The following is a 26232-nucleotide window of genomic DNA, read 5'->3' on the forward strand; positions in this document are numbered from 1 at the left end:
GCTACACGCACCCCCACCCACCCGCACCCCCACCGAAGGCACCGGCACCCACCTGGACGCGTCCAGTTCGACACACCCCCAAAACTCCACTTTTGTATGGGTATCGACTAGTTCGATCACCCCACACAACTGGAGGACGCTGTGCGGCAGCCGGAGGGCTACGACTACGACACCCACAGCCGACTGGCAGGACCGCTCAGGGAGCCGTCGGACAAGGCGTACCGGGTCCAGTACATATCGCTCCTCGCACGCGAGCCGCACCGAATACGGGCGATCCTGCTCATGACCCTCGCGCCGATCCTCACCGGCGCCCTCCTCGTGTACCTCGTATGGCCCAGCCACTGGGTGGACCGCGAAGGCGGCGACGAGTGGATGGCCGCTCTGGACGTCACCATGCTGATATCCATCGGCCTCATCGAGCTCTTCATGGTCGTCAACGTCGCCTCCGTCGCCCACGCCACCATGGTCGCCCGCGACCCCGTCCCGGTGTTCCCCGAACCCGGCACCCGCGTCGCCTTCCTCACCACATACGTCCCGGGCAAGGAACCCCTCGACATGGTCCGCGCCACCCTCGAAGGCGCGACCCGCATCCACCACCCCGGCCCCCTGGACGTCTGGCTCCTCGACGAGGGCGACGACGACCAGGCCAAAGCCCTCTGCACCGAACTAGGCGTGCGGCACTTCACCCGCCGAGGCGTCCCCGAGTGGAACCGACCGGACGGCGTCCACAAGGCCCGCACCAAGCACGGCAACTACAACGCCTGGATCGCGATGCACGGCGCGGAGTACGACTTCTTCGCCTCCGTCGACACCGACCACGTCCCGCTCCCCAACTTCCTGGAGCGGATGATGGGTTACTTCCGCGACCCGGACGTCGCCTTCGTCGTAGGCCCCCAGGTGTACGGCAACTACCACAACCCGGTCACCAAGGCGGCCGAGTCCCAGCAGTTCCTCTTCCACGCGCTGATACAACGCGCGGGCAACCGCTACCGCGCCCCCATGTTCGTCGGCACGAACAACGTCGTACGCATCGAAGCCGTGAAGCAAATAGGCGGCCTGTACGACTCGATCACCGAGGACATGGCCACCGGCTTCGAACTGCACCGCACCCGCAACCCCCGAACCCGCAACCACTGGCGCAGCGTCTACACTCCCGACGTCCTCGCGGTGGGCGAGGGCCCCGCCTCCTGGACGGACTTCTTCACCCAGCAGATGCGCTGGTCACGCGGCACCTACGAGACGCTGATCAAGCAGTACTGGAGGGCCCCGGGCAAGATGCCCCCCGGCCGCTTCCTCTCGTACACGCTCATGCTGGTCTACTACCCGATGACGGCGGTCAACTGGTTCCTCGGCATCCTCAGCTGCGTCCTGTTCCTCTGGTTCGGCGCCTCCGGCACCCAAGTCGCCGCCTCGGTCTGGCTGATGCTCTACAGCGACGCGGCCGCCCTCCAGATCGGCCTCTACCTCTGGAACCGCCGCCACAACGTCTCCCCGCACGAACCACAGGGCTCCGGCGGCCTGGCCGGCATGGCGATGTCGGCCCTCTCGGCCCCCATCTACCTCAAGTCCCTCGGCGAGGCCGTCCTGCGCCGCCCCAGCCGCTTCGTGGTGACACCGAAGGGCGACGACGCCAGCCCGGACCGCCTGCTCACCTTCCGCATCCACCTCTTCTGGGCGGGCCTCCTCGCGACCTCCCTCACCGCGTCCGTGATCCTCGACAACACGCACGCGGCGATGCGCACCTGGGCGCTCCTGGCCACGGCGATCTCCCTGGCGCCGGTCGCCGTATGGTGCTCCACCCTGCTCAAGGAGCGCAGGGAGCCCCCGCCGCTGCCCGTACTGCACGCCCCGCCCCGCAGAGGCGAAGGAGCCGAACCCGCGCTCGCGGGGAACAGCGCGGGCACCACGGTCTCCAGCTCCACGACGGGAGGCAACTAGGCCATGGCCTACACACCTTCTCAGAAGACCAAGAAGACCGTCTTCGGCATCGGCGGCATCGCCGTCCTGCTCAGCCTGAACGCCCCGGCGGCACTGGACTTCGCGGGCGAGCGGTACCACGCGTACAAGATCGCCCAGCCCGGGTACCAAGCGCGGTACGGCAGTTGGAGCCAGGTCGACATCCCCGAGGAGTACCGCACCAACGCCATCCACGCGGCGCTTCTGCACACCGGCAAAGTCCTGATCGTCGCGGGCTCCGGCAACGAGCAGAAGAAGTTCAACAAGGGCGAGTTCGACACCGTCCTCTGGGACCCCAGGACCGACACCTTCAAGAAGATCCCCACCCCCGACGACTTCTTCTGCGCCGGCCACGCCCAACTCCCCGACGGCCGCCTCCTGGTGGCCGGCGGCACCGCCCGCTACGAACTCCTCGACGGCGAGGTCGAGCGTGCCGCCGGCGGTATGCGCGTGAAGAACGAGAGCCCCAACAAGACGGTGTTCCTGAAGAAGGGCACGGTCTTCCGCTCGCCCGCCGGAGTCGAGTACGTCTCCCGCTTCGACGTCACGGTCCCGAGAGCCCAGGCGGTCACCGACCGTCGCACCGCCCGGACCCGGGTCACCGCGAGCGAGGTCCGCGTCTTCGTGGAGGCCGTCGAGAAGGGCCCGCTGTCCGTCACCGAGAACCAGGCCCAGTACGAGATCGTCGGCCTGACCGGCAAGGACGCGAACAACACCTACGGCCTCTCCGAGCGGATCAGCCTCGACAAGCAGGACTTCCAGGGCATCCGCGCCGCCTACGAGTTCGACCCGAAGTCCGAGCGGTACATCCCGGTCGACCCGATGGACAAGGCCCGCTGGTACCCGACGCTCGTCGGCCTGGAGGACGGCCGGGTCCTCGCCGTCTCCGGCCTGGACGACCTGGGCAAGATCGACCCCGGTGACAACGAGATCTACGACCCGAGGACCAAGAAGTGGTCACCGGGCCCCAAGCGGTACTTCCCGACGTACCCCGCCCTCTTCCTCACCAAGGGCGGCAAGCTCTTCTACCCGGCCTCGAACGCCGGTTACGGCCCCGCCGACAAGGGCCGCGAGCCGGGCCTGTGGGACCTGGAGACCAACACCTTCCAGTACGTGCCGGGCCTGCGCGACGCGGACAAGACCGAGACGTCGGCCTCCCTCCTGCTCCCGCCCGCGCAGGACCAGAAGGTGATGATCCTCGGCGGCGGAGGCGTCGGCGAGTCCAAGAAGTCGACCCCGCGCACCGCCGTCGTCGACCTGAAGAAGGACAACCCGGTCTTCGAGGACGGCCCCGACCTCCCCCAGGGCACCCGCTATCTGAACAGCGTGATCATGCCCGACGACACCGTCTTCACCTCCAACGGCTCCGCGGACTACCGGGGCCGCAGCGCCAGCAACATCCTCAAGGCGCAGTTCTACGACCCGAAGGCCAACGCCTTCCGCGAGGCCGCCGCACCGACGGTCGGCCGCAACTACCACTCCGAGGCGCTGCTGTTGCCCGACGGCCGGGTCGCCACGTTCGGCTCCGACCCGCTCTTCGACGACCAGCAGAACACCAAGCTGGGCCACTTCGAGCAGCGCATGGAGATCTTCACGCCGCCCGCCCTGCACAAGAACGGCAAGCAGCGCCCCGTACTCGACCGAGGCCCGAAGGCACTCGGCAGCGACCACCGCGCGACCTTCACCACCGCCCACCCCGAACGGATCACCGCGGCCCGGCTCATGCGCCCCAGCGCGGTCACGCACACCACGGACGTAGAACAGCGCTCCATCGCGCTGGACCTGACCAGGACGGGCGACTCGGTGACGGTGGAGGTACCGAAGGACCCGACCCTGGTCCCGCCCGGCTGGTACATGCTGTTCGTGACGGACGCGCAGGGCACGCCGTCGGAGGCGAAGTGGATCCAGGTGAAGTAGCCGACAAGCGGCCGACTACGTCTGGGAGTTGCGCGCCAGCCCCAGCGCGTACTCCGGCCACCACTGCCCCGCCTGAGGCCCGCCCCCGCACGTACCGTCCGACTCGCCGGGCCGCTTGACCCAGAGATAGGCGTCCAGGGCGGGCTCGCCGGTGTCGAAGGTGGGCGGGGTGCCCAGCGCCCTGCCCGGCGGGTTGCACCAGGCGCCGGGCAGGGGCCCCTTGCCGTTGCGGCTGGTGTCGATGACGAAGTGCTTGCCGCCCAGGTCCTCGGAGAGCTTCAGGCCGTACTTCTTGGTGACCTCGTTGGTCTGGAAGTTGGAGACGTTGAGGGCGAAGCCGTCGGCGCGCGCGACGCCCGCCCGGTAGAGGCGCTGGACCAGCTGGGCCAGCTTCTGGGGCTCCTTGATCCAGGCCGGGTTGCCGGCGTCCAGGTACACCTTCGTGTTCGGCTGCCGCTTCAGCCGGTCGATCGCCTCGCCGAGCAGCTTCTCGCGCTCACCGTGGTACTCGCCGGGCGTGCAGCCGTCCACGACGTGTGCGACCGCGTCGGGTTCGAGCACCACCACGGCCTTGGCCTTGCCCAGGGCGGCCGCGAACTTCCCGATCCAGGCCCGGTAGGCGCCCGCGCTCGCGGCCCCGCCCGCCGAGTGCTGCCCGCAGTCCCGGTGCGGGATGTTGTACGCCGTGAACACCGCCGTCCGCCCTTCCCGGAGCGCCGCCGCGGCGGCCGAGCCGACCACTGAGGCCGGGTCGATCTCACCGGCCGGCCAGAGTGCGGCGGGCCGCTCGGCGATCCGCCGGAGCAGTTCGGCCTCCTCGGTACGGCCTTCCTGCCGCCACTTCTCCATCTGCTGGGCGGCGGGGCTCGCCGGGTCGACCCAGAACGGCGACGCGGAGTCCGCCTTCCTGGAGGCGGCGCCGGCGACGGAGGCCTCGTCGATGTCGGCCGCGGACGTGCAGCCCGCCGCGAGTCCGAGCACCGCGAGAGTCGCGAGGGCGTGGATCAGCCGGGGCATGCTGCTCCCTTGGGCGAGAGTGACGTACAGTGACAACTCATCGGTAATCGTTGCATAGCGGACACATCTCGACCGGTATCGCAATGCCGGGAAAGCCCGGCGGACCGAAGGGCGAGACGGGGCTGACCGCCATATGACCGGCCGGTAAGGTCTGGGGCGTGCCGAAGCCGCTCAGCCTTCCCTTCGACCCCATCGCCCGCGCCGACGAACACTGGAAGCAGCGCTGGGGAAACGTACCCTCCATGGCCGCGATCACCTCGATCATGCGGGCCCAGCAGATTCTGCTCGCCGAGGTCGACGCCGTGGTCAAGCCGTACGAACTGACGTTCGCGCGCTATGAGGCGCTGGTGCTGCTCACCTTCTCGAAGGCCGGTGAGCTGCCGATGTCCAAGATCGGCGAGCGGCTCATGGTGCATCCGACGTCCGTGACGAACACCGTGGACCGGCTGGTGAGGTCCGGCCTGGTGGAGAGGCGGCCCAACCCGAACGACGGCCGCGGCACCCTCGCCACCATCACCGACAAGGGTCGCGAGGTCGTCGAAGCCGCCACCCGCGACCTGATGGCGATGGACTTCGGACTCGGGGTCTACGACGCCGAGGAGTGCGCCGAGATCTTCGCGATGCTGCGGCCGCTCCGGGTGGCCTCCGGCGACTTCGAGGAAGGCTAGCCCGGGGCAAGATCTCCCGGAACCGGCCGTTACGCTCGGCGGCATGAAAAAAAGCGTGCTGACCCGCTACCGCGTTCTGGCCTACGTCACCGGTGTGCTGCTCGTCCTGCTGTGCCTCAGCATGATCGCGAAGTACGGCCTCGAAGTCGACGGCGCCGCCGACTTCACCCGTGTCGTCTCCATCGCGCACGGCTGGCTGTACGTCCTCTACCTGGTCTTCGCCTTCGACCTGGGCTCCAAGGCGAAGTGGCCGGTCAGCAAGCAGCTCTGGGTCCTGCTCGCCGGGACCATTCCGACGGCCGCGTTCTTCGTCGAGCGGAAGATCAGCCACGAGCTGGAGGCCAAGGCGGCCGGGGATTCGCCCGCGGTCGCGAAGGCCTGACCTGCGTCTTACCGGGGCGTTGACAGGGCGCACCGGTAAACGGTCGACATTTACTAGGACGTCCAAGTAAATTTGACGGCATGGACGCTCACGCCATAGAGGACGGCCGCCGTCGCTGGCAGGCCCGCTACGACGCTTCGCGCAAGCGCGACGCAGATTTCACCACGCTCTCCGGCGATCCCGTGGAGCCGGTGTACGGGCCCCGGCCGGGGGACAGGTACGAGGGCTTCGAGCGGATCGGCTGGCCCGGCGAGTACCCCTTCACCCGCGGGCTGTACCCGACCGGCTACCGGGGGCGGACCTGGACCATCCGCCAGTTCGCCGGCTTCGGCAACGCCGAGCAGACGAACGAGCGCTACAAGATGATCCTGGCCAACGGCGGAGGCGGCCTCTCCGTGGCCTTCGACATGCCGACCCTCATGGGCCGCGACTCCGACGACCCGCGCTCGCTCGGCGAGGTCGGGCACTGCGGAGTGGCGATCGACTCGGCGGCGGACATGGAGGTCCTGTTCCGGGACATCCCGCTGGGCGACGTCACGACCTCGATGACGATCAGCGGTCCGGCCGTCCCCGTCTTCTGCATGTACCTCGTCGCGGCCGAGCGGCAGGGCGTCGACCCCGCCGTCCTGAACGGCACGCTCCAGACGGACATCTTCAAGGAGTACATCGCCCAGAAGGAATGGCTCTTCCAGCCCGAGCCGCACCTGCGCCTCATCGGCGACCTCATGGAGTACTGCGCCTCCGGCATCCCCGCCTACAAGCCGCTGTCCGTCTCCGGCTACCACATCCGCGAGGCCGGATCGACGGCCGCGCAGGAACTCGCGTACACCCTCGCCGACGGCTTCGGGTACGTCGAACTGGGGCTCTCCCGCGGCCTGGACGTGGACGTCTTCGCCCCCGGCCTGTCCTTCTTCTTCGACGCCCACGTCGATTTCTTCGAGGAGATCGCCAAGTTCCGCGCCGCGCGGCGCATTTGGGCACGCTGGATGCGGGACGTGTACGGCGCGCAGTCCGAGAAGGCCCAGTGGCTGCGCTTCCACACGCAGACCGCCGGCGTCTCCCTGACGGCCCAGCAGCCGTACAACAACGTGGTGCGTACGGCCGTGGAGGCGCTGGCGGCCGTACTGGGCGGCACGAACTCCCTCCACACCAACGCCCTGGACGAAACCCTCGCGCTCCCCTCCGAGCAGGCCGCCGAGATCGCCCTGCGCACCCAGCAGGTGCTGATGGAGGAGACCGGCGTCGCCAACGTGGCCGATCCCCTGGGCGGTTCGTGGTACGTCGAGCAGCTCACCGACCGCATCGAGGCGGACGCCGAGAAGATCTTCGACCAGATCAAGGAACGGGGCCTCAGGGCCCACCCCGACGGGCAGCACCCGATCGGGCCGGTCACCTCCGGCATCCTGCGCGGCATCGAGGACGGCTGGTTCACCGGAGAGATCGCGGAGTCCGCCTTCCAGTACCAGAAGGCCCTGGAGAAGGGCGACAAGCGCGTCGTCGGCGTCAACGTCCACCACGGCTCGGTCACCGGCGACCTGGAGATCCTCCGCGTCAGCCACGAGGTGGAGCGCGAGCAGGTCCGGGAACTCGGCAGCCGCAAGGCCGCCCGCGACGACGCCACGGTGCGCTCCGCGCTGGACGCGATGGTGGCGGCGGCGCGGAACGGCGGCAACATGATCGAGCCGATGCTGGACGCGGTGCGCGCCGAGGCGACGTTGGGGGAGATCTGCGGGGTGCTGCGGGAGGAGTGGGGGGTGTACACGGAACCGGCGGGCTTCTAGAGCGCCCCGTCCGGGGGCCTAGGCCTCGTCGCTGGAGGTCAGACCCAGGAGCAGGACACGGGTAAAGCTCCGTACCCACTCCTCGTCGGCCGGCTCCGCGCTGACCACGCAGCGGTGGACGACCGCGCCCGCGACCATGTCGAAGATGAGGTCGACCGTGCGCGCCGCCTCCTGCGGATCGGTCTCGGGCGCCAGCTCGCCACGGGTCTGGGCCCGGGCCCGGCCCGCCAGCACCAGCCGCTTCTGGCGGTCGACGATCGACGCGCGGATCCGGGCCCGCAGCGCGTCGTCGCGGGTCGACTCGGCGAGCACCGCCATCAGGCCGCTCTTCGCCTCCGGGCGGGCCAGGATCACCGCGAACTGCAGGACCACGCCCTCGATATCGGCGGCGAGGCTGCCGCGGTCGGGGAGTTCGAGTTCGTCGAAGAGCTCGGCGACCGCGTCGACCACGAGCTCGTTCTTGCCCGCCCAGCGGCGATAGAGCGTCGTCTTCGCAACCCCGGCCCGCGTCGCCACGTCTCCCAGGGTGAGCTTCGACCAGCCCAGCTCCACCAGGGCCTCCCGCGTGGCCGCGAGGATCGCGGTGTCGGCAGCGGCGCTGCGCGGCCGTCCTGTGGCGCGTGGGGCGGAAGTGGGGCTCTGCATCCCCTGACCATAACCGGCGGTTCCTGTGAGGCCGTGAGGGAGATCACCGGGCCGGAGTACCGCGGAGGCGCCCGGTGCCATTACGCTACGGGTCGTAGCGAAATCACTGGTGTGGGGTGGGGACCCGGCGCCGAAACGAACGCTGCGCGACCAGCTTTCTCAACGCTTTTCACACACGCGCGAGAACGGGGGAGGATAGACGCATGCAGCCACGGAACATGTCCATGAGCGGAGTCGTCGACCTCGCCGCGGTGAAGGCGGCCCAGGAGGCCAAGGCGAAGGCGGAGCAGGCGCGCGCCGAAGCGGCCCGGCAGGGCGGCGGGGGAGGAGCCGTCTCCCCGGCCGACCTCGTCATCGACGTCGACGAGGCCGGATTCGAGCGCGATGTCCTCCAGCGGTCCACCGAAGTACCCGTCGTCATCGACTTCTGGGCCGAGTGGTGTGAGCCCTGCAAGCAGCTGAGCCCGGTCCTGGAGCGACTGGCCGTCGAGTACAACGGGCGCTTCGTCCTTGCCAAGATCGACGTCGACGCCAATCAGATGCTGATGCAGCAGTTCGGGATCCAGGGGATTCCCGCTGTCTTCGCCGTGGTGGCGGGACAGGCGCTGCCGCTCTTCCAGGGGGCGGCCGGCGAGGCGCAGATCCGGCAGACGCTCGACCAGCTCGTCCAGGTCGCCGAGCAGCGGTTCGGCCTCACCGGCCTGGCCGTCGACCCCGAGGCCGACCCCGGCGCCGCCGAACAGCAACAGGCTCCCACGGTACCGGCGGGGCCGTACGACGCCCTGCTCGAAGCCGCCGTACAGGCCCTGGACGCGGGCGACTTGGGCGGTGCCGTCCAGGCGTACAAGAACGTACTGAACGACGACCCGGGCAACATGGAGGCCAAACTGGGCCTCGCCCAGGCCGAGTTGCTCCAGCGGGTGCAGGGGCTCGACCCGGCGCAGGTGCGCAAGCACGCCGCCGAGCAGCCGGGTGATGTGCAGGCGCAGGTCGCCGCCGCCGACCTGGATCTGGTGGGCGGGCATGTCGAGGACGCGTTCGGGCGGCTCATCGACACCGTGCAGCGCACGGCGGGCGAGGAGCGGGAGGGCGTACGGGTGCGGCTGCTCGAACTCTTCGAGGTCGTCGGCGCCGAGGATCCGCGAGTCATCGCGGCGCGCAGGGCGTTGGCGCGCGCTCTGTTCTGACCGGGGTGAGGGCCCCGTTCTGACCAGTCGCTAAACGCTGGGGCATGTGATGCCCGAGTGAAAGATTCGCCGACAGAGGACCAGTGCGGCCGCGCTTTACCAAATCTTGGTAATCGCGGCCGCTGTTACTGCGAGTAAGTCAGAGCCGTTGATCTGTCGGAATCTGTCCAGCGATCAACGGCTTTGTCCACCCCTCTGGAGCCACCCAGCGTTGCCACCCGAGACCCGAGGGTCGTTGTTCGGTTATCCGGCCGTTACTAGTGAGTAACGAACCCCCTTGTGCGGGCGGCGAGAATGCACCACGATCGGCGACGCTCGGTCCATTCCCGTACCCCGACAGCCGGTTGGGTCGACGGGAGTCAAGGGTCCCCACCGAGTAGAGCCGACGGCAGTGGCGTCGGCTCTTGGGCAGGGGGGTCTTCGCCTACCGGCGAAGCCTGTCCAGCAAGGTTGTGCGTGATGCGTGTCAGGCGCGACCAGTGGTTGTCGCTCGGGGGTGATCGCCGGTGATCGAGGCGCGTTTCGCGCTTCCGGGCGCGGGCGCTCCCCTTCCCGAGGACGTAGCACTTCTCCCATCCCTGCCCGGCTGAGCCGTCGACTCGACAGGGGCAGCCAGGGCCAGGAGATGTACGTCCGAGAAGGAGGAAATATGGAGTCCCAGGTGCGTGGCGGGACCAGATGGAAGCGGTTCGCTGTGGTCATGGTGCCCAGCGTCGCCGCCACGGCGTGTATAGGTATCGCTCTCGCGCAGGGCGCCCTCGCTGCGTCGTTCAGCGTGTCGGGGCAGTCGTTCAAGGTCACGGCCGACAAGCTCGTCGGCACGGGCTTCTCCCAGTACGGGGCCATTGACTCGGGGTACACCCTCGACGGCAAGAAGACGGCTCACCCCGTCGCGGTCTCGGCGTTCAAGAACGCCTCGATCACGAACATGTGCCAGTCCGTGGTCACGCCGAACATCCCGCTGCTCGGTTCCGTCAGCCTGACGCTGAAGGCGGGCGGCGGCGGTACGCCGGTGCAGGCCGAGAACCTGTACATCGACGTCGAGGAACTCGAGGCGAACGCGACCTTCGAGAACATCGACATCGGCGTTGCCGCCAAGGACGCCAACAAGGGTCCTGGCATGAAGAGCAACGAGACCTCGAACCCGTACGGGTTCGCGCAGCAGGCCGACCGGGCCACGCTGACCGATGTGAAGCAGACGGCGTGGGCCACCACTGCCGGAACCTTCAAGCTCAGCGGCCTGAAGATGTCGCTGTCGACGGGTGTCAAGGAGTGCTACTAAGCACTCCATGACGGGCGGGGGAGCCGGTGGCGCCCCCGCCCGTCACCGTAGAAGCGGGATCTTCACACCCAGTACAACTCACCACCACAGCAAAGCCGCACCAGGGAGCTGTTTTCCATGAGCGCCGAGACTCCTGCCGCAACCGGCCAGTTCAGCCGCCGGAGGCTGCAGTTCCGCGCCTGGCGGAGCACCCGGCCGTTCTGGGCCGGGCTGTTCGTCCTCCTCGGCGGAATCCCCATCGCCTACTTCCCGTACGCACATCTGCAGATCGGTCACCTGACGCTGGCGATGGCGACCACCGCGGGCGCGGGGTCCCTGATCATCGGCGTGCTGCTCGTCGTGCTCGGCATCAGCCTCTGGTTTCAGAAGCACGTACGCACCTTCGCGGGCGTAGCGGCGATCCTGCTGGCCCTGGTCTCCATCCCGGTGTCCAACCTGGGTGGCTTCCTCATCGGCTTCCTGCTGGCGATGGTCGGCGGCGCGATGGCCGTGGCCTGGGTGCCGGGTGAGCCGCCGGCGCCGGAGGCGGAGGAGACCGGGAAGGGCGAGGGCGACGCGCCCGAGGGCCTGACCGGGCCGAGCGCCGATCCGCTGGGTGAGCCGATCGATCTGTCAGGAACGAGCCCGGCGAACGGGGCGAACGGGAGGCACAGTGCCGGCTGACGAGGTGACCCACGGGACTGAGGTGGACAAGTCCCGTGTGAGAACCGGGCCGCGCCATGCGGCACCCAAGAAGCCGCTGTTCACCAGGTTCCAGATGCCGGCCGGGAAAGCGATAGCCCTGGCGGCGATGCCTACGGCGGTCCTCATGGGGATGGGGTTCACACCGAAGCTGGCACTCGCCGAGGACCAGCCGACGTCCAAGAGCCTCACGGCGGACGAGTACAAGGAATGTGTCGCGGCCCTCGAGGACGAGGCGTCGGCGAGCGCGAGCCCGTCACCGTCGGCCTCGGCGAGCGAGTCCGAGGAGGCGGAGCCGTCGCCGTCGGAGTCCTCGACCGGGGACACCGGGGACACCGGGACTTCGGGCTCCACGGAGGGCAACTCCTCGGGCGGCAAGGACTCTTCGTCGGATTCAGGTTCCGACGACGAGCCCACGCCGACGCCGTCTGCCACCGCGAGCGGCTCGGGCGGCTCGGAGTCGGGCGGCGACGCCGCCACGCCGAGCCCCTCGCCGTCGGAGAGCGGCGGCGGCCTGCTGGAGGACATCGGAGACGCGATCTCCGACATCTTCACCGGCGGTCAGGGCGCGTCGGCGAGCGCGAGCCCGTCGCCGTCGGCCACCCCGTCGGCGTCGGCCTCCGAGAGCGCGAAGTCCTCGTCGTCCGACGCCGTCAAGGAGACCACCGAGAAGGTCACCGACACGGTCGAGGACACCGTGAAGGACACGACCGACACGGCGTCGAAGACGGCCGAGGAGAAGCAGAAGGCGGTCGAGGAGGCAGCCGAGGCCGCCGAGCAGGCCGCCGAGTCGGCCACCCCGACCCCGTCCGCGAGCGCCACCACGGACGCCGACGGCTGTCCGGTCGCCACGGACGAGGAGGGCGGCGTCGACAACAAGGTGCCGCTGCCCGACGACCCCTGGTTCCTGGACGCCAGTTCGCTGCTGCTGAAGGGCGCCGACTACCAGGGCATAGTCGAGGTACGGACCGCCAACGGCACCAAGAAGAAGGTGCTGAAGTACGTCATCTCCGACGGCACCGACATCGGCGATCTGCACCAGACGGTCAAGGACAAGCAGTCCGGCAAGACCTACCACGTGCAGGCGGGCGCGGGCACGACGTCCACGATCCGCAACGGCAAGACGATCATGTACACGGAGTCCATCTCCGGGAACCTGTTCGGCCTGATCCCGATCACGTTCGACCCGAAGCACCCGCCGCCGCTGAACATCCCGCTGATCTACTTCACCAAGGTGAAGGTCCAGCAGGCCGGCCAGTTCGGCGGCGACCTGACCGTCCCCGGTCTGCACAGCTGGCAGGACTGAACGCCGGGACCGGCCGAAGCGCCCCCCTCTCAAGTCCTCTCCGGGAGCCGCAAAAGGCTGTGCCCCCGCCGGGTTTCGACCCGGCGGGGGCACAGTCCTGTCGACCGCTCACAAGGTGAGCTGGGAGAGACTGTTGAGAACTCAGCTGAAGCTGACCCGCGACGGCGACGCGTTCGTCGCCCGGCTCACGCCCCGTCAGGTGGCGGCGATGTACGAGGCGCTGAGTCACCTGAGCGAGCAGGACCACGGTGACACGGAGCTGACCCTGTTGGTCGGCGCGGGTCGGGAGCCGGTCGAGGCCCTCGTGGAACGCCTGGCAGGACGGCACACGGAGTCACGCGACTTCCGCATGACCATCGAGGAACTCCACATGGTGCACAGCGCGCTGACCGCCGCGCCCACCATGTTCCTCGAACGCGGTGGCCTCTTCGCGGAGGAGCCGTTCAACATCCGCCTGGGCTTCTACCGGGAGAACTTCTACGCCCTGGCGTCTGCCGTCCTCCGGGCGGTGGCCGAGGCGTGACACCCGGCGCAAGCCACCGAGCACACGGCGAACGAGACGAAGGGCGCCTCCTGCCACAGGAAGCGCCCTCACCGCCGTACAAGCCCCTTGTAGGGCCCCTGCGTTACTTCGCCGCGCCGCCCAGGTGGTGGACGCGGACCATGTTCGTGGTGCCCGGCACCCCGGGAGGCGAGCCGGCGGTGATGATGAGGGTGTCGCCGGCGTTGAAGCGGCCCAGCTTGAGGACTTCGCCGTCGACCAGGTCGACCATCTCGTCGGTGCTGTTGACGAAGGGGACGACGTGGGACTCGACGCCCCAGCTCAACGTGAGCTGGTTGCGGGTGGACTCGTCCGTCGTGAAGGCGAGGATCGGCTGGGAAGCCCGGTAGCGGCACAGGCGGCGGGCCGTGTCGCCGGACTGGGTGAAGGCGATCAGGCCCCTGCCGCCGAGGAAGTCGGCGATCTCGCAGGCGGCGCGGGCGACCGAACCGCCCTGCGTGCGCGGCTTCTTGCCGGGGACGAGGGGCTGGAGGCCCTTCGACATCAGCTCCTGCTCGGCCGCGACCACGATCTTCGACATCGTCTTGACCGTCTCGATCGGGTAGGCGCCGACCGAGGACTCGGCGGACAGCATCACCGCGTCCGCGCCGTCCAGGATCGCGTTGGCCACGTCGGAGGCCTCGGCGCGGGTCGGGCGGGAGTTGGTGATCATCGACTCCATCATCTGGGTCGCCACGATCACCGGCTTGGCGTTGCGCCGGCACAGCTCGATCAGGCGCTTCTGCACCATCGGGACCTTCTCGAGCGGGTACTCGACGGCCAGGTCACCGCGGGCCACCATGACGGCGTCGAACGCCATCACGACGCCCTCCATGTTCTCCACCGCCTGCGGCTTCTCCACCTTGGCGATGACGGGGACCCGGCGGCCCTCCTCGTCCATCACCTTGTGGACGTCCTCGACGTCCTTGGCGTCCCGCACGAAGGACAGGGCGACCATGTCGCAGCCCATGCGGAGGGCGAAGCGGAGGTCCTCGACGTCCTTCTCGCTCAGCGCCGGGACGTTGACGGCCGCGCCGGGCAGGTTGATGCCCTTGTGGTCGGAGACGACACCGCCCTCGATGACGATCGTCTTGACCCGCTGGCCCTCGACGTCCAGCACCTTCAGCTCGACGTTGCCGTCGTTGATCAGGATCTGGTCGCCGCGGGAGACGTCACCGGGCAGGCCCTTGTAGGTCGTCCCGCAGATCTGCTTGTCGCCCGGGACGTCCTCGGTGGTGATGACGAACTCGTCACCGCGCTCCAGCTCCACCGGGCCCTCGGCGAAGGTCTCCAGCCGGATCTTGGGGCCCTGCAGGTCGGCGAGGACGCCGATCGCGCGGCCGGTCTCCTTGGACGCGGCGCGGACACGGTCGTACCGCCCCTGGTGCTCGGCGTGCGTGCCGTGGCTGAAGTTGAAGCGGGCCACATTCATGCCGGCTTCGATCAGCGCGACGAGTTGCTCGTGGGAGTCGACCGCGGGGCCGAGAGTACAGACGATTTTCGAACGGCGCATGGGGGCGATCCTATCGGTTTGTTTCGCTGCGGAATATTCCGTCTGGCGGAAAATACAAAGGGGCGGGATGCCGCTCAGGTGAGATTCCGAGAACCATTCACGAGCGCATACGTCTGTGTCGCAATCTCCAGTTCCTCATCGGTCGGCACCACGGCGACGGCGACCCGCGCGGACTCCGGCGAGATCAGCCGCGGCTCGTCACTCCGTACGGCGTTCAGCTCGCTGTCGACGGCCAGGCCCAGCGCCTCCAGGCCCGCCACGGCAGCTTCCCGCACCGGGCTCGCGTTTTCCCCGACTCCCGCTGTGAAGGCGACCGCGTCCACCCGTCCGAGTACGGCGTAATAGGCGCCGATGTACTTCTTCAGCCGGTGAATGTAGATGTCGAAGGCCAGCTGCGCCTGTTCGTCACCTTCGTCGATCCGGCGGCGGATCTCCCGCATGTCGTTGTCCCCGCACAGACCGATCAGACCACTCTTCTTGTTGAGAAGAGTGTCGATCTCGTCCGTGGACATTCCGCCAACACGCATCAAATGGAAGATGACGGCAGGATCCATGTCCCCGGACCGCGTACCCATCACCAGCCCCTCCAAAGGCGTCAGCCCCATGGAGGTGTCGACGCATCGACCGCCCTCGACCGCCGAAGCGGACGCACCGTTTCCGAGGTGCAGGACGATCACATTGACGTCGGACGGGTCCTTGCCCAGCAGCTCCGCGGTCGCCCGGGAGACGTACGCGTGCGACGTCCCGTGGAAGCCGTACCGGCGGATCCGGTGCTCGTCGGCGGTCTTCACGTCGATCGCGTAGCGCGCCGCCGACTCCGGCATCGTCGTGTGGAACGCGGTGTCGAAGACGGCGACCTGGGGCAGGTCGGGGCGCAGCGCCTGGGCGGTGCGGATGCCGGTGAGGTTGGCCGGGTTGTGCAGCGGGGCGACCGGGATCAGCCGCTCGATCTCGGCGAGGACGGCGTCGTCGATCACGGTCGGCTCGGTGAAGAGCTTCCCGCCGTGCACCACCCGGTGACCGATGGCGGCCAGCTCCGGCGAATCGAGGCCGAGCCCGTCCCTCGTCAGCTCTTCCGATACGGCCTTCAGCGCGGCCTCGTGGTCGGCCATCGCTCCGGTCCACTCACGTGACTCGCCGGTTGCCAGAGGGGTGTGCTTGAGCCGCGACGTCTCCTCACCGATCCGCTCGACCAGGCCCACCGCCAGCCGGCTGCCGTCGCGCATGTCGAGCAGCTGGTACTTCACCGACGAGGAGCCGGAGTTCAGGACGAGGACACGGGACGAGCTCACTGTGCGGTTGCCTTCTCGCTCGGGGTCTGGGCCTGGATCGCCGTGATGGCGACGGTGTTGACGATGTCCTGGACGAGGGCACCGCGGGAGAGGTCGTTGACCGGCTTGCGCAGACCCTGGAGGACCGGGCCGACGGCGATCGCGCCGGCCGAACGCTGCACGGCCTTGTAGGTGTTGTTGCCGGTGTTGAGGTCCGGGAAGATCAACACGCTGGCCTGGCCCGCGACTTCGGACTCCGGCAGCTTGGTGCGGGCGACGGTCGGCTCCACGGCGGCGTCGTACTGGATCGGCCCCTCGATCTTCAGGTCGGGCCTGCGCTGCCGTACCAGCTCGGTCGCCTCGCGCACCTTGTCGACGTCGGCTCCCGAGCCGGACGTACCGGTCGAGTACGACAGCATCGCGATCCGCGGCTCCACACCGAACTGCTGGGCGGTCGCGGCGGACTGGATGGCGATGTCGGCGAGCTGCTCGGCGTTCGGGTCGGGGTTGACCGCGCAGTCGCCGTAGACGAGGACCTTGTCGGCGAGGCACATGAAGAAGACCGAGGACACGATGGAGGCGTCGGGCTTCGTCTTGATGATCTCGAAGCCGGGGCGGATCGTGGCAGCGGTGGAGTGCACGGACCCGGACACCATGCCGTCGGCCAGGCCCTCCTGCACCATCAGCGTGCCGAAGTAGTTCACGTCGGAGACCACGTCGTACGCCAGCTCCACCGTCACGCCCTTGTGGGCACGCAGGGCCGCGTACTGCTCGGCGAAGCCGTCGCGCAGCTCGCTGGTGGCCGGGTCGATGAGCTGGGTGTCGCCGAGGTCGATGCCGAGGTCGGCGGCCTTCTTGCGGATCTGGTCGACCGGGCCGAGGAGGGTGAGGTCGCAGACGCCGCGGCGCAGCAGGACCTCGGCAGCGTGCAGGACGCGGGGTTCGGTGCCCTCCGGGAGGACGACCCGGCGCATGTCCGAGCGGGCCTGTTCCAGGAGCTTGTGCTCGAACATCATCGGGGTGACGCGGTCGCTGCTGGGGGCGCTGACCCGCTTCAGCAGGTCGCCGGTGTCGGCGTACCGCTCGAACAGGCCGAGCGCGGTCTCCGCCTTGCGCGGGGTGGCCGCGTTCAACTTGCCCTCCATACCGAAGAGTTCGGCGGCGGTCGGGAAGCTGTTGCCGGAGACCGAGAGGACCGGGGTGCCGGGGGCGAGGCGGGCGGCGAGGGTGAGGATCTCGTCGCTTGGCACCTCGTTGAGCGTCAGCAGTACGCCCGCTATCGGCGGGGTGCCGGCGCTGTGCGCGGCGAGCGAGCCGACGACCAGGTCGGCGCGGTCGCCCGGGGTGACGACCAGGCAGCCCGGGGTCAGGGCGCTCAGGAAGTTGGGCAGCATCGCGCCGCCGAAGACGAAGTTGAGCGCGTCACGTGCGAGCCCGGAGTCGTCGCCGAGCACCACCTTTTCGCCAAGTGCGTGGCTGATCTGGTAGACGGTCGGCGCGGAGAGGGCGGGCTCGTCCGGCACGACGTAGCAGGGCACCGGCAGCCGGTCGGTGAGCCGCTCGGCGATGCGGTCACGGTCCTCGCGGGCGACCCGGTTGGTGACCATGGCGAGGACGTCGCAGCCGAGGCCGTCGTAGGCGCGGTAGGCGTTGCGGGTCTCGGCGAGCACGGACTCGGCGGTCTGCCCCCGGCCGCCGACCACCGGGATCACGGACGCGCCGAACTCGTTCGCCAGCCGGGCGTTGAGGGACAGCTCGTCCGGGAACTGGGTGTCGGCGTAGTCGGTGCCGAGGACGAGGACGACGTCGTAGTCCCGGGCGACGAGATGGAAGCGGTCGACGAGGGTGGAGACCAGCTCGTCCGCGCCCTGCTCGGCCTGGAGCGCGGACGCCTCGTGGTAGTCCATGCCGTAGACCGTCGCCGGGTCCTGGGAGAGCCGGTACCGGGCGCGCAGCAGCTCGAAGAGCCGGTCTGGTCCGTCGTGGACGAGGGGGCGGAAGACGCCCACCCGGTCGACCTGCCGGGTCAGCAGTTCCATGACCCCCAGCTCGACGACCTGGCGGCCGTCGCCGCGGTCGATACCGGTCACGTACACGCTGCGGGTCACGCGTGCTCTCCGTTTCGTCTGCTGGTTCGTCTGGGGGTCCGTCTGCCGGGGTGTGGGCAGTCGGTTTTTCGGCTCGCAAAGATCGCCCACCGGGGTGAGCAGAACCCTCTTGACAATACCCTTGCCGGTGGATAAGGCGCCCGCCAGCTTCGGGGTAGGCACCTCACTCTGAGCGACGTGAAACAATCGGACTGGCTCACCGGTGTCAACAGCGAGCAGGAGACACAGCACGATGCGTATCGGAGTTCTCACCGCAGGCGGCGACTGCCCCGGCCTGAACGCCGTGATCCGGTCGGTCGTGCACCGAGCGGTCGCCCACTACGGCGACGAGGTGATCGGCTTCGAGGACGGTTACGCGGGTCTGCTCGACGGCCGTTACCGCACCCTCGACCTGGACGCCGTCAGCGGCATCCTCGCCCGCGGCGGCACCATCCTCGGCTCCTCCCGCCTCCAGCGCGACCGACTGCGCGAGGCCTGCGAGGGGGCCGAGGACGAGATGCGCGAGTTCGGCATCGACGCGCTCATCCCGATCGGCGGCGAGGGCACGCTCACGGCCGCCCGGATGCTCTCGGACGTCGGCCTGCCGGTCGTCGGCGTACCGAAGACGATCGACAACGACATCTCGTCCACCGACCGCACCTTCGGCTTCGACACCGCGGTCGGCGTCGCCACGGAGGCGATGGACCGCCTCAAGACCACCGCCGAGTCGCACCAGCGCGTCATGGTCGTCGAGGTCATGGGCCGGCACGCCGGCTGGATCGCGCTGGAGTCCGGCATGGCCGCCGGCGCCCACGGCATCTGCCTGCCCGAGCGGGCCTTCGACCCGGGCGACCTGGTCAAGATGGTCGAGGAGCGCTTCGCCCGCGGGAAGAAGTTCGCGGTCCTGTGCGTGGCCGAGGGCGCCCACCCCGCCGAGGGCAGCATGGACTACGGGCACGGCGAGATCGACCAGTTCGGACACGAGCGGTTCCAGGGCATCGGTACGGCACTGGCGTACGAGCTGGAGCGGCGGCTCGGCAAGGAGGCCAAGCCGGTCATCCTCGGTCACGTCCAGCGTGGCGGCGTACCGACCGCGTACGACCGTGTCCTCGCCACCCGCTTCGGCTGGCACGCGGTCGAGGCCGCGCACCGGGGCGAGTTCGGCAAGATGACCGCGCTGCGCGGCACGGACATCAAGATGGTGCCGCTGGCGGAAGCGGTGACCGAGCTGAAGACGGTGCCGAAGGACCGTATGGACGAGGCGGAGTCTGTCTTCTAGACAGCTCACACTTCACCCGGCGATCGATCACTGACCCTGGTCCAGAAGAGGTCCAGGATCCGGTCGAGGAACTCGCGGCCGGACCGGTCCGAGCCGTCGCTGCCGCCGCCCCAGCTGAGCGTGGCGACCATCCGCCCCTGGTAGTCGTCGTACAGCTCCTGGAGCGTGACCTCCAGGAGCCGCCGGTCCAGGGGCAGCAGCTTCGCGACCGGCCGGACGTACGCCTGCCAGCGTGTCGTCACCGCGCTGCGCAGCAGCTCGGCCAGTTTCGGGTCGCGGCCGGTGACGGTGGCGAAGTCGGGGATCGACAGGTCGAGCAGGGAGGCGAGGACGGCGGCCTGACGGTCGGTGCCGCGCCAGTCGCCGGTCTCCTCCATCCGGAGATACGCCGCGAGTTCCAGCCCGAGGGTACGGGCGACGTCGTCGGGTGCGAGGCCACGGGCGATGCGGTGCTCGCGCAGGGTCCGCGGCTGCCCGATCAGCTCACCCTGCGAGCACCACAACACGCCCGCGAGCGCGGTGAGTTCGGGGCTGCTGGGGGAGAGGGCGCCGCGTTCCCAGGCGATGACGAGATCCGGGGTGGCGTACGGCATGCCGTACGAGGCCCGCAAGTCGCGGGCGACATGTTCGGGGCCCATGCCGAGGGCGGCACGGAGTCTTTGGGCGGCGGGGGCGTTGAAGGGAGGACCGGGCTGGTTCGGCAGAGCTGGGGGTCGGCGCACGCGCCACAAGCTAGGGGCGCGGCGATGCGGTGACTACGGTCTGTTCGGCCAGGATCACGGATTGTAGGAAGGTACGGTTTCGGTCAGGTGTCCGAAACTGTCGAGGTGGCCGAAGGGCGCCCGGTGAGGTGCCGGTACGGTCCTCCGGCCGCCCGGGATGCGGGCGGTCGCCTTGCGAACGGCAAGGTAGAGGGGCATATGCGGGCGTGCTTCCCGGTGCCGTCCGTCTGTCACCCCGCAACGGCGGTCCGGCCGGCTCGCTCCCTGTGCACCTCGCGGTTCGCACATCTGTCGGGCAGGTGCAGGGGGAGAGCCCGCGGCGCAAACCGAACCCCTCACCCCTTGACCGCCCCGCCCAGCGCGAACCCTCCCCCCAGCCGGCGGGCGATCAGTACGTACAGCAGGATCACCGGCGTCGAGTAGACGATCGAGAACGCCGCCAGCTGCCCGTACACCACCGTCCCCCGGTTCCCGAAGAACTCGTTGATGCTCACCGCCGCCGGCATCTGGTCCGGTGTCAGCAGGAGCATGAACGGGACGAAGAAGTTCCCCCACATCATCACGAACGAGAACACGGTCACCACCGCCACCCCGGGACCCATCAGCGGCAGCACGATCCGGATCAGCGACTGGAAGGACGAGGCACCGTCCGTCCACGCGGCCTCCTCCAGCTCCTTCGGCACGCCGTCCATGAAGTTCTTCATCAGCCAGATGGCGAAGGGGAGTTGGGAGGCCGCGAAGAAGAAGATCGTGCCCTGCATGGTGTCGATCAGATCGACCTGCACGAACAGCGCGTACACCGGCACCATGATCGCCGTGATCGGCAGGCTCGTCGCGAAGAGGATCGTCAGCAGGAAGGGGCGGTTCAGGCGGGAGCGGAAGCGGGACAAGGGGTACGCCGCCAGTGCCGCGCAGACCACTGTCAGCAGGGTCGCGCCGCCGCACAGGATCAGGCTGTTCAGCAGCGGTGTGAAGGTGATGTCCTGGGTCAGGATCGCGTCGAAGTTGTCGAAGGTGAGCCCGTCGGGGGCCTTCACCTGAAGGTTCGCGTCCGGGTCCACGGCGGACAGGACCACCCAGGCCAGCGGCAGACAGAAGGCCGCGGCGACCACCAGCAGACCCACGTCGGCGGCCAGCTTGTGCCGCTTGCGACGGGACGTGAGCGTGAGTGCCATGGCGTCAGACCTCCGTCCGCAGCAGGCGCATGTACACGAGGGAGAAGGCGGAGCCGACCAGCAGCAGGAGCAGGGCGACCGCGGTGCCGTAGCCGATCAGGCTGTTCTGGAAGGCCTGCTCGTACATGAACAGCGGGAGCGTCTGGCTCTTGCCGCCCGGCCCGCCCCGGGTCATCACCCAGATCAGGCCGAAGACGGACAGCGTCTGGAGGGTGTTGAGCATCAGGTTCGTGCCGATCGAACGGCGGATCATCGGCAGCGTGATGTGCCACATACGGCGCCAGCCGCTCGCGCCGTCCACCTCGGCGGCCTCCGTGATCTCCTTGGGGATCTCGTTCAGTGCCGCCGAGTAGACCAGCATCGAGAACGCCGTGCCACGCCATACGTTGGCGAAGGACACCGCGAGGATCGGCAGCGTGAACAGCCAGTTCTGGGACGGGAGATGGAGCCAGTCCAGGATGGCGTTCAGCGTGCCCTCGCGGCGGAAGAACGCGTACAGCAGAAACCCGGCGACCACCTCCGGCAGCACCCACGCCGTGATCACGATGCCGCCGACCAGGGTGCGGACGGGTTTGGAGGCGCGTTGCATCAGCGCCGCCAGCGCCAGCCCGAGCGTGTTCTGGCCGACCAGCGACGACAGCACCGTGAACACCAGCGTCAGCCATACGGCGTTCAGGAACGCCTCGTCCTGGAACGCCCTGCGGAAGTTCTCGAACCCGACGAACGACGACTCGGCCTGCCCGGTGAGCTGGAGGTCGGTGAAGGCGATGTAGGCGCAGTAGGCGATCGGGCCCGCGAGGAAGAGGACCAGCAGGACGAGGGCGGGGGAGACGGGGAGGGCACGGGTCAGGGCCCGGCGGAGGTGATGGTTGCCCGGTGGCGCGGAGGGTGAACCCGTCGGGCCCGGAGGGGACTTGACGGTCTCCGGGCCCGCGTGCGGTGCGGCGGCTGTCATGTACGGTCGCCGCCGTTCACTTCTCGACGACCTGGTCGTCGGTGGCCGCCTTGAGCGCGTCGTCGTACCCGCTCGCCGCCTCCCGAACCGACATGTCACCCGTCGTCACGCCCTCCATCGCCTCCTGGATGGCGGTGGACACCTGCGGATACGCCTTGAAGGCGGGCCGGTAGTGCGTGCTGGAGACGAGGTCGGTGAAGAACTTGATGCCGGGCTGCGCCTTGACGTACTCGGGGTCGGCGGCGACGTCCTTGCGTACGGCGATACCGGAGTTGGCGATGTACCACTTCTGGGCGTTCGCCTTGGTCTGCATCGTCTCGATGAACTTGAAGGCGAGGTCGGGGTTGGCCGCCTTGTCCGGGACGGCCCAGGTCCAGCCGCCGGACATGCTGACCTTGCCGGGCGCCTGGCCGTTCTGCGTGGGCATGGCGGCGAGTCCGAGTTTCTCCGACCACTCGGGCCACTCGTGCCCGCTGCCCTCCAGCCAGTCCTGCGGAAGCCAGGAGCCGTCGAGGTTGATGCCGAGCTTGCCCTCGGGGAGCAGTTCGCCGCGGACGCGGGTGCCGAAGTTGGGGTCGAGGGCGTCGGCGACGTCCGGGCCGAGCTTCTCCTTGTAGACGGTCTCCACGAACGCCAGCGCGTCCTTGAAGCCCTGGCTGCCCGCGATCCACTTCTTCGACGACTCGTCGTACAGCGGGTCGGTCTTGCCGTCGTTCGTGCCGTACAGCAGCATCTCGAAGCCCTGCATCGTCGCGGCCTCGCCGGCGGGCTTGCCCGTGTAGACGTTGAGCGGGGTGACGCCGGGGACCTTCTCCTTGATGGTGCGGGCGGCTTCGAGGACGTCGTTCCAGGTCTTCGGCTGCCAGTCGGCGGGCAGGCCGGCCTTCGCGAAGATCGCCTTGTCGAACCAGAGTCCGCGGGTGTCGGTACCGTCGGGGACGCCGTACGTCTTCCCGTCCTCGCCCTGGGCCGCGGCCTTCGCCGTGTCGATGAACTGGTTCCAGTCCGGCCACTTGGCGAGATAGTCGTCCAGGGGTTTCAGGTACCCGCTGATGATGTCGGAGTTGATGAGGAAGGTGTCCTCATAGACCAGGTCGGGGGCCGTCTTGGGGGAGCGGAGCATCTGCTGGACCTTGGTGTAGTACTCCGAGTCCGGGGCTTTGATCGGGACGAGCTCGACCTTCTTGCCGGGGTTCTCCTTCTCGAACTGCTTCTTGATGTCCGCGAGGAACGTGTCCATCACTTTGATGTTGTTGTCCGTGGACTGTTTGAAGGAGACCTTCACGGTGTCGGGGTCGCTGCCGGATCCGCCGCCGCAGGCGGTGAGGGCGGAGGCAGTGAGAACTAGGGCGGTGGTGAGCAGAGCGGCGGTGGGGCGCACGGCATGTCCTCCTACGGGCTCACTTCGTTGTGGCGCCGGGATGGCTGCCCGGTGAACGTAAGAGGAGTGGTCTAGTCAGGTCAATGACTATGCAGCAGCTCTACTGCCCCTTCACCCAGCGGTACTGCAACTCCGGGCGACCCACGGTCCCGTACTGCGGGCTGCGGGCCGCCCTTCCCGCGTCCACCAGGTGTTCCAGATAGCGGCGGGCGGTGATGCGCGAGATGCCCACCTCCTCCGCGACGCCCGTCGCCGTCAGGCCGTCGGCGCAGTCCCGCAGGACCACCGAGACCCGCTCCAGTGTCGGGGCGCTCAGCCCCTTCGGCAGGGCGGCCGGGCTCGGGGCGCGCAGAGTCGCCAGGGCGCGGTCGACCTCGTCCTGGCCGCTCGCCTCGCCGGCCGCGGCGTGGAACTCGGCGTATCTGATGAGCCGGTCGCGCAGGGTGGCGAAGGTGAAGGGCTTGAGGACGTACTGCACGACGCCCAGCGAGACGCCCTCGCGGACGACCGTCAGATCCCGCGCCGACGTCACCGCTATCACGTCCGCGTGATGGCCGGCCGCCCGCAGCGAGCGGGCCAGCTGCAGCCCGTGCACATCCGGCAGGTGCAGGTCCAGGAGCAGCAGATCCACCGGCGTACGGTCCAGCGCGCGCCGCGCCTCCGCGCCGGTGTGCGCCTTGCCGACCGCGACGAAGCCGGGGACGCGGCCGACGTACATGACGTGCGCGTCGGCGGCGACCGGGTCGTCCTCCACGACCAGGACCCGGATGGGCTGCTGGGCCGCTGTCATCCGCCACCTCCGGTCATCGCACGCTCGGACACCGGGCTATTCAACGGCAACCGCACCTGGAACTGGGCGCCGCCCCCGGCCGCCCCCGTCACCGTCAGCTCGCCCTCGTGCCGGGTGACCGCCTGCCGTACCAGAGCCAGGCCAAGCCCTCGCCCGCCCGGCCCCGCCGGCTTGGTCGAGAAGCCGCGCTGGAAGACCTCCTCCGCATGCGCGGGATCGACGCCCGCACCCGTGTCGGACACCCGCAGCACCAGCTCCGAGCCGCCTTCCGTGTACGCCGTCACCGTCACCCGCGCCCGCACGCTGCCCTGCGCCGCGTCCACCGCGTTGTCGATCAGGTTGCCCAGGATGGTCACCAGATCCCGCGCGGGCAGGGACTCGGGGAGCAGCCCGTCGTCCAGGCGGCTGTCCTCCGACACCACCAGCTCCACGCCCCGCTCGTTCGCCTGGGCCGTCTTGCCGAGCAGCAGGGCCGCGAGGACCGGCTCGCTCACCGCGGCCACCACCTGGTCGGTCAGCGCCTGCGCCAGCTCCAGCTCGGCCGTCGCGAAGTCCACGGCCTCCTGAGCGCGGCCCAGCTCGATCAGCGAGACCACCGTGTGGAGCCGGTTCGCCGCCTCGTGGGCCTGCGAGCGCAGCGCCTGGGTGAAGCCGCGTTCGGAGTTCAACTCGCCCATGAGGGACTGGAGTTCGGTGACGTCGCGCAAGGTCACCACGGTTCCGCGCCGCTCGCCGCCCGACACCGGCGAGGTGTTCACCACGAGCACCCGGTCCGCCGTCAGATGCACCTCGTCCACCCGGGGCTCCGACGCGAGCAGCGCGCCGGTGAGCGGTGCGGGCAGACCCAGCTCGGCGACCGAGCGGTCGATCACCTCCTCGCTCACCCCCAGCAGCTCCCGCGCCCCGTCGTTGATCAGCGCGACGCGGTACTGCCCGTCGAGCATCAGCAGACCTTCGCGTACGGCGTGCAGGGCGGCCTGGTGGTAGTCGTGCATGTTGCTCAGCTCGGCCGCGTTCATGCCGTGGGTGTGGCGGCGCAGCCGGGCATTGACGACGTACGTGCCGATCGCGCCCAGGGCGAGGGCGCCGGCCGCGACACCGATGAGCGCGGTCAGCTGGCCCTGGACCCGCTTGCTGATCTCCTCGACCTTGATACCCGCGCTGACCAGTCCGACGACCCTCCCGCCGTCCCACACCGGGGTGACCGCCCTGACCGACGGGCCGAGCGTGCCCGTATAGGTCTCGGTGAAGGACTCGCCGCGCAGCGCCGGCTCGATATGGCCGAGGAAGCGCTGGCCGATCTGGTTCTTGTCGGGGTGGGTCCAGCGGATGCCCTTCGTGTTCATGATCGTCACGAAGTCGACGTCGGCGTCCTCTATGACCTGCAGCGCGTACGGCTGGAGCCGGGCGCTGGGGTCGGGGGTGCGGATCGCCTCCCGTACCGAGGGGGAGTCGGCGACCGAGCGGGCCACCCCCATGGCCTGGCGCCCCGCCGCGTCCTCGGCCTGGTCGCGGTCGCCGACATAGGTGAACAGCGCATACCCGAGGACCACGACCGTGAGCAGCACGGCCTGCACAGCGAAGAGCTGGGCGGCCAGGCTGCGGGGTCTCGGGAGGCGCACGTGCATGTCGTCAGTGTGCCCCTCACGTTAAGCATGAACTAAATGAACGGAAGGGTGACCGCCCTCACAGGGCG

At 69.0% G+C, this 26232-nt stretch carries 22 protein-coding genes; 11 read left to right on the forward strand and 11 right to left on the reverse strand.

Translation table 11 applies throughout. The features are described 5' to 3' along the window. The first annotated feature begins 141 nt into the window (after positions 1-141). Entirely contained in the window at positions 142-1938 is a 1797-nt protein-coding gene (locus tag ACTWQO_RS43375) for a glycosyltransferase family 2 protein (RefSeq protein ID WP_443242886.1), read from the forward strand. Between the two features lie 3 nt (positions 1939-1941). Continuing rightward, entirely contained in the window at positions 1942-3873 is a 1932-nt protein-coding gene (locus ACTWQO_RS43380) for a galactose oxidase-like domain-containing protein (protein ID WP_443242887.1), read from the forward strand. A gap of 15 nt (positions 3874-3888) precedes the next feature. On the opposite strand, the gene ACTWQO_RS43385 is transcribed toward ACTWQO_RS43380, so the two are convergent. Beyond that, positions 3889-4890 carry a glycoside hydrolase family 6 protein gene (locus ACTWQO_RS43385; protein ID WP_443242888.1) on the reverse strand — a complete coding sequence of 334 codons (1002 nt, stop codon included), beginning with the start codon at positions 4888-4890 and terminating at the stop codon, positions 3889-3891. Positions 4891-5048: 158 nt separating this feature from the next. On the opposite strand from ACTWQO_RS43385, the gene ACTWQO_RS43390 reads away from it, so the two are divergent. From ACTWQO_RS43390 to ACTWQO_RS43400, 3 genes are all read left to right on the forward strand, one after another. Beyond that, positions 5049-5558, forward strand: a complete 510-nt coding sequence (locus ACTWQO_RS43390; protein ID WP_443242889.1) for a MarR family winged helix-turn-helix transcriptional regulator — start codon at positions 5049-5051, stop codon at positions 5556-5558. 43 nt (positions 5559-5601) lie between these two features. After that, positions 5602-5940: a DUF3817 domain-containing protein gene (locus tag ACTWQO_RS43395; protein ID WP_443242890.1), complete on the forward strand. Its 339-nt coding sequence runs from the start codon at positions 5602-5604 to the stop codon at positions 5938-5940. A gap of 80 nt (positions 5941-6020) precedes the next feature. Continuing rightward, positions 6021-7721, forward strand: coding sequence for an acyl-CoA mutase large subunit family protein (locus ACTWQO_RS43400; protein WP_443242891.1), 1701 nt, complete (start codon positions 6021-6023; stop codon positions 7719-7721). An 18-nt stretch (positions 7722-7739) separates the two neighbouring features. Here the strand turns inward: ACTWQO_RS43400 and ACTWQO_RS43405 are convergent, their stop codons facing one another. Further along, the gene (locus ACTWQO_RS43405; RefSeq protein ID WP_443242892.1) at positions 7740-8366 is read right to left on the reverse strand and encodes a TetR/AcrR family transcriptional regulator; all 627 of its coding nucleotides are present in this window, start codon (positions 8364-8366) and stop codon (positions 7740-7742) included. A 203-nt stretch (positions 8367-8569) separates the two neighbouring features. Between ACTWQO_RS43405 and ACTWQO_RS43410 the strand changes: the two genes are divergently transcribed. The 5 genes from ACTWQO_RS43410 to ACTWQO_RS43430 all read left to right on the forward strand — a co-directional run bounded on the left by ACTWQO_RS43410 (position 8570) and on the right by ACTWQO_RS43430 (position 13345). Next, the gene (locus ACTWQO_RS43410) at positions 8570-9553 is read left to right on the forward strand and encodes a tetratricopeptide repeat protein (RefSeq protein WP_443242893.1); all 984 of its coding nucleotides are present in this window, start codon (positions 8570-8572) and stop codon (positions 9551-9553) included. Between the two features lie 649 nt (positions 9554-10202). Continuing rightward, positions 10203-10835 carry a DUF6230 family protein gene (locus ACTWQO_RS43415; protein ID WP_443242894.1) on the forward strand — a complete coding sequence of 211 codons (633 nt, stop codon included), beginning with the start codon at positions 10203-10205 and terminating at the stop codon, positions 10833-10835. A gap of 117 nt (positions 10836-10952) precedes the next feature. Beyond that, the gene (locus ACTWQO_RS43420) at positions 10953-11498 is read left to right on the forward strand and encodes a DUF6114 domain-containing protein (protein WP_443242895.1); all 546 of its coding nucleotides are present in this window, start codon (positions 10953-10955) and stop codon (positions 11496-11498) included. After that, on the forward strand, positions 11488-12822 hold the full coding sequence (locus ACTWQO_RS43425; protein WP_443242896.1) for a hypothetical protein: 1335 nt from the start codon (positions 11488-11490) through the stop codon (positions 12820-12822). The genes ACTWQO_RS43420 and ACTWQO_RS43425 overlap by 11 nt, the downstream gene beginning before the upstream one ends. 133 nt (positions 12823-12955) lie before the next feature. Continuing rightward, positions 12956-13345 carry a hypothetical protein gene (locus tag ACTWQO_RS43430; RefSeq protein WP_443242897.1) on the forward strand — a complete coding sequence of 130 codons (390 nt, stop codon included), beginning with the start codon at positions 12956-12958 and terminating at the stop codon, positions 13343-13345. 103 nt (positions 13346-13448) lie between these two features. Here ACTWQO_RS43430 and pyk read toward each other — a convergent pair whose 3' ends face one another. From pyk to pta, 3 genes are all read right to left on the reverse strand, one after another. Then, positions 13449-14876: a pyruvate kinase gene (gene pyk, locus ACTWQO_RS43435; protein WP_443242898.1), complete on the reverse strand. Its 1428-nt coding sequence runs from the start codon at positions 14874-14876 to the stop codon at positions 13449-13451. Positions 14877-14950: 74 nt separating this feature from the next. Then, complete coding sequence (locus ACTWQO_RS43440) at positions 14951-16168, reverse strand: acetate kinase (protein WP_443242899.1); 1218 nt, start codon at positions 16166-16168, stop codon at positions 14951-14953. After that, positions 16165-18255 (reverse strand): phosphate acetyltransferase, encoded by a 2091-nt coding sequence (pta, locus tag ACTWQO_RS43445; RefSeq protein WP_443242900.1) that lies wholly within the window; start codon positions 18253-18255, stop codon positions 16165-16167. The genes ACTWQO_RS43440 and pta overlap by 4 nt, the downstream gene beginning before the upstream one ends. Before the next feature lie 232 nt (positions 18256-18487). Here pta and ACTWQO_RS43450 point away from each other — a divergent pair, with 232 nt between their 5' ends. Further along, positions 18488-19513, forward strand: coding sequence for an ATP-dependent 6-phosphofructokinase (locus tag ACTWQO_RS43450; protein ID WP_443242901.1), 1026 nt, complete (start codon positions 18488-18490; stop codon positions 19511-19513). Between the two features lie 5 nt (positions 19514-19518). Here the strand turns inward: ACTWQO_RS43450 and ACTWQO_RS43455 are convergent, their stop codons facing one another. The 6 genes from ACTWQO_RS43455 to ACTWQO_RS43480 form a co-directional block, all read right to left on the reverse strand. Next, complete coding sequence (locus tag ACTWQO_RS43455) at positions 19519-20235, reverse strand: XRE family transcriptional regulator (RefSeq protein ID WP_443242902.1); 717 nt, start codon at positions 20233-20235, stop codon at positions 19519-19521. Between the two features lie 335 nt (positions 20236-20570). Further along, on the reverse strand, positions 20571-21410 hold the full coding sequence (locus ACTWQO_RS43460; protein WP_443242903.1) for a carbohydrate ABC transporter permease: 840 nt from the start codon (positions 21408-21410) through the stop codon (positions 20571-20573). Between the two features lie 4 nt (positions 21411-21414). Next, complete coding sequence (locus ACTWQO_RS43465; protein WP_443242904.1) at positions 21415-22365, reverse strand: carbohydrate ABC transporter permease; 951 nt, start codon at positions 22363-22365, stop codon at positions 21415-21417. A 16-nt stretch (positions 22366-22381) separates the two neighbouring features. Beyond that, on the reverse strand, positions 22382-23746 hold the full coding sequence (locus ACTWQO_RS43470; RefSeq protein ID WP_443242905.1) for an extracellular solute-binding protein: 1365 nt from the start codon (positions 23744-23746) through the stop codon (positions 22382-22384). 100 nt (positions 23747-23846) lie between these two features. Continuing rightward, positions 23847-24536, reverse strand: a complete 690-nt coding sequence (locus ACTWQO_RS43475; RefSeq protein ID WP_443242906.1) for a response regulator — start codon at positions 24534-24536, stop codon at positions 23847-23849. Next, positions 24533-26164 carry an ATP-binding protein gene (locus ACTWQO_RS43480; protein WP_443242907.1) on the reverse strand — a complete coding sequence of 544 codons (1632 nt, stop codon included), beginning with the start codon at positions 26162-26164 and terminating at the stop codon, positions 24533-24535. Before ACTWQO_RS43480 ends, ACTWQO_RS43475 begins: the two co-directional genes overlap by 4 nt. Between the last annotated feature and the right edge of the window lie 68 nt (positions 26165-26232).

Origin of the sequence: Streptomyces sp. 4N124 (assembly GCF_052245395.1) — a bacterium.
GTDB lineage: Bacteria > Actinomycetota > Actinomycetes > Streptomycetales > Streptomycetaceae > Streptomyces.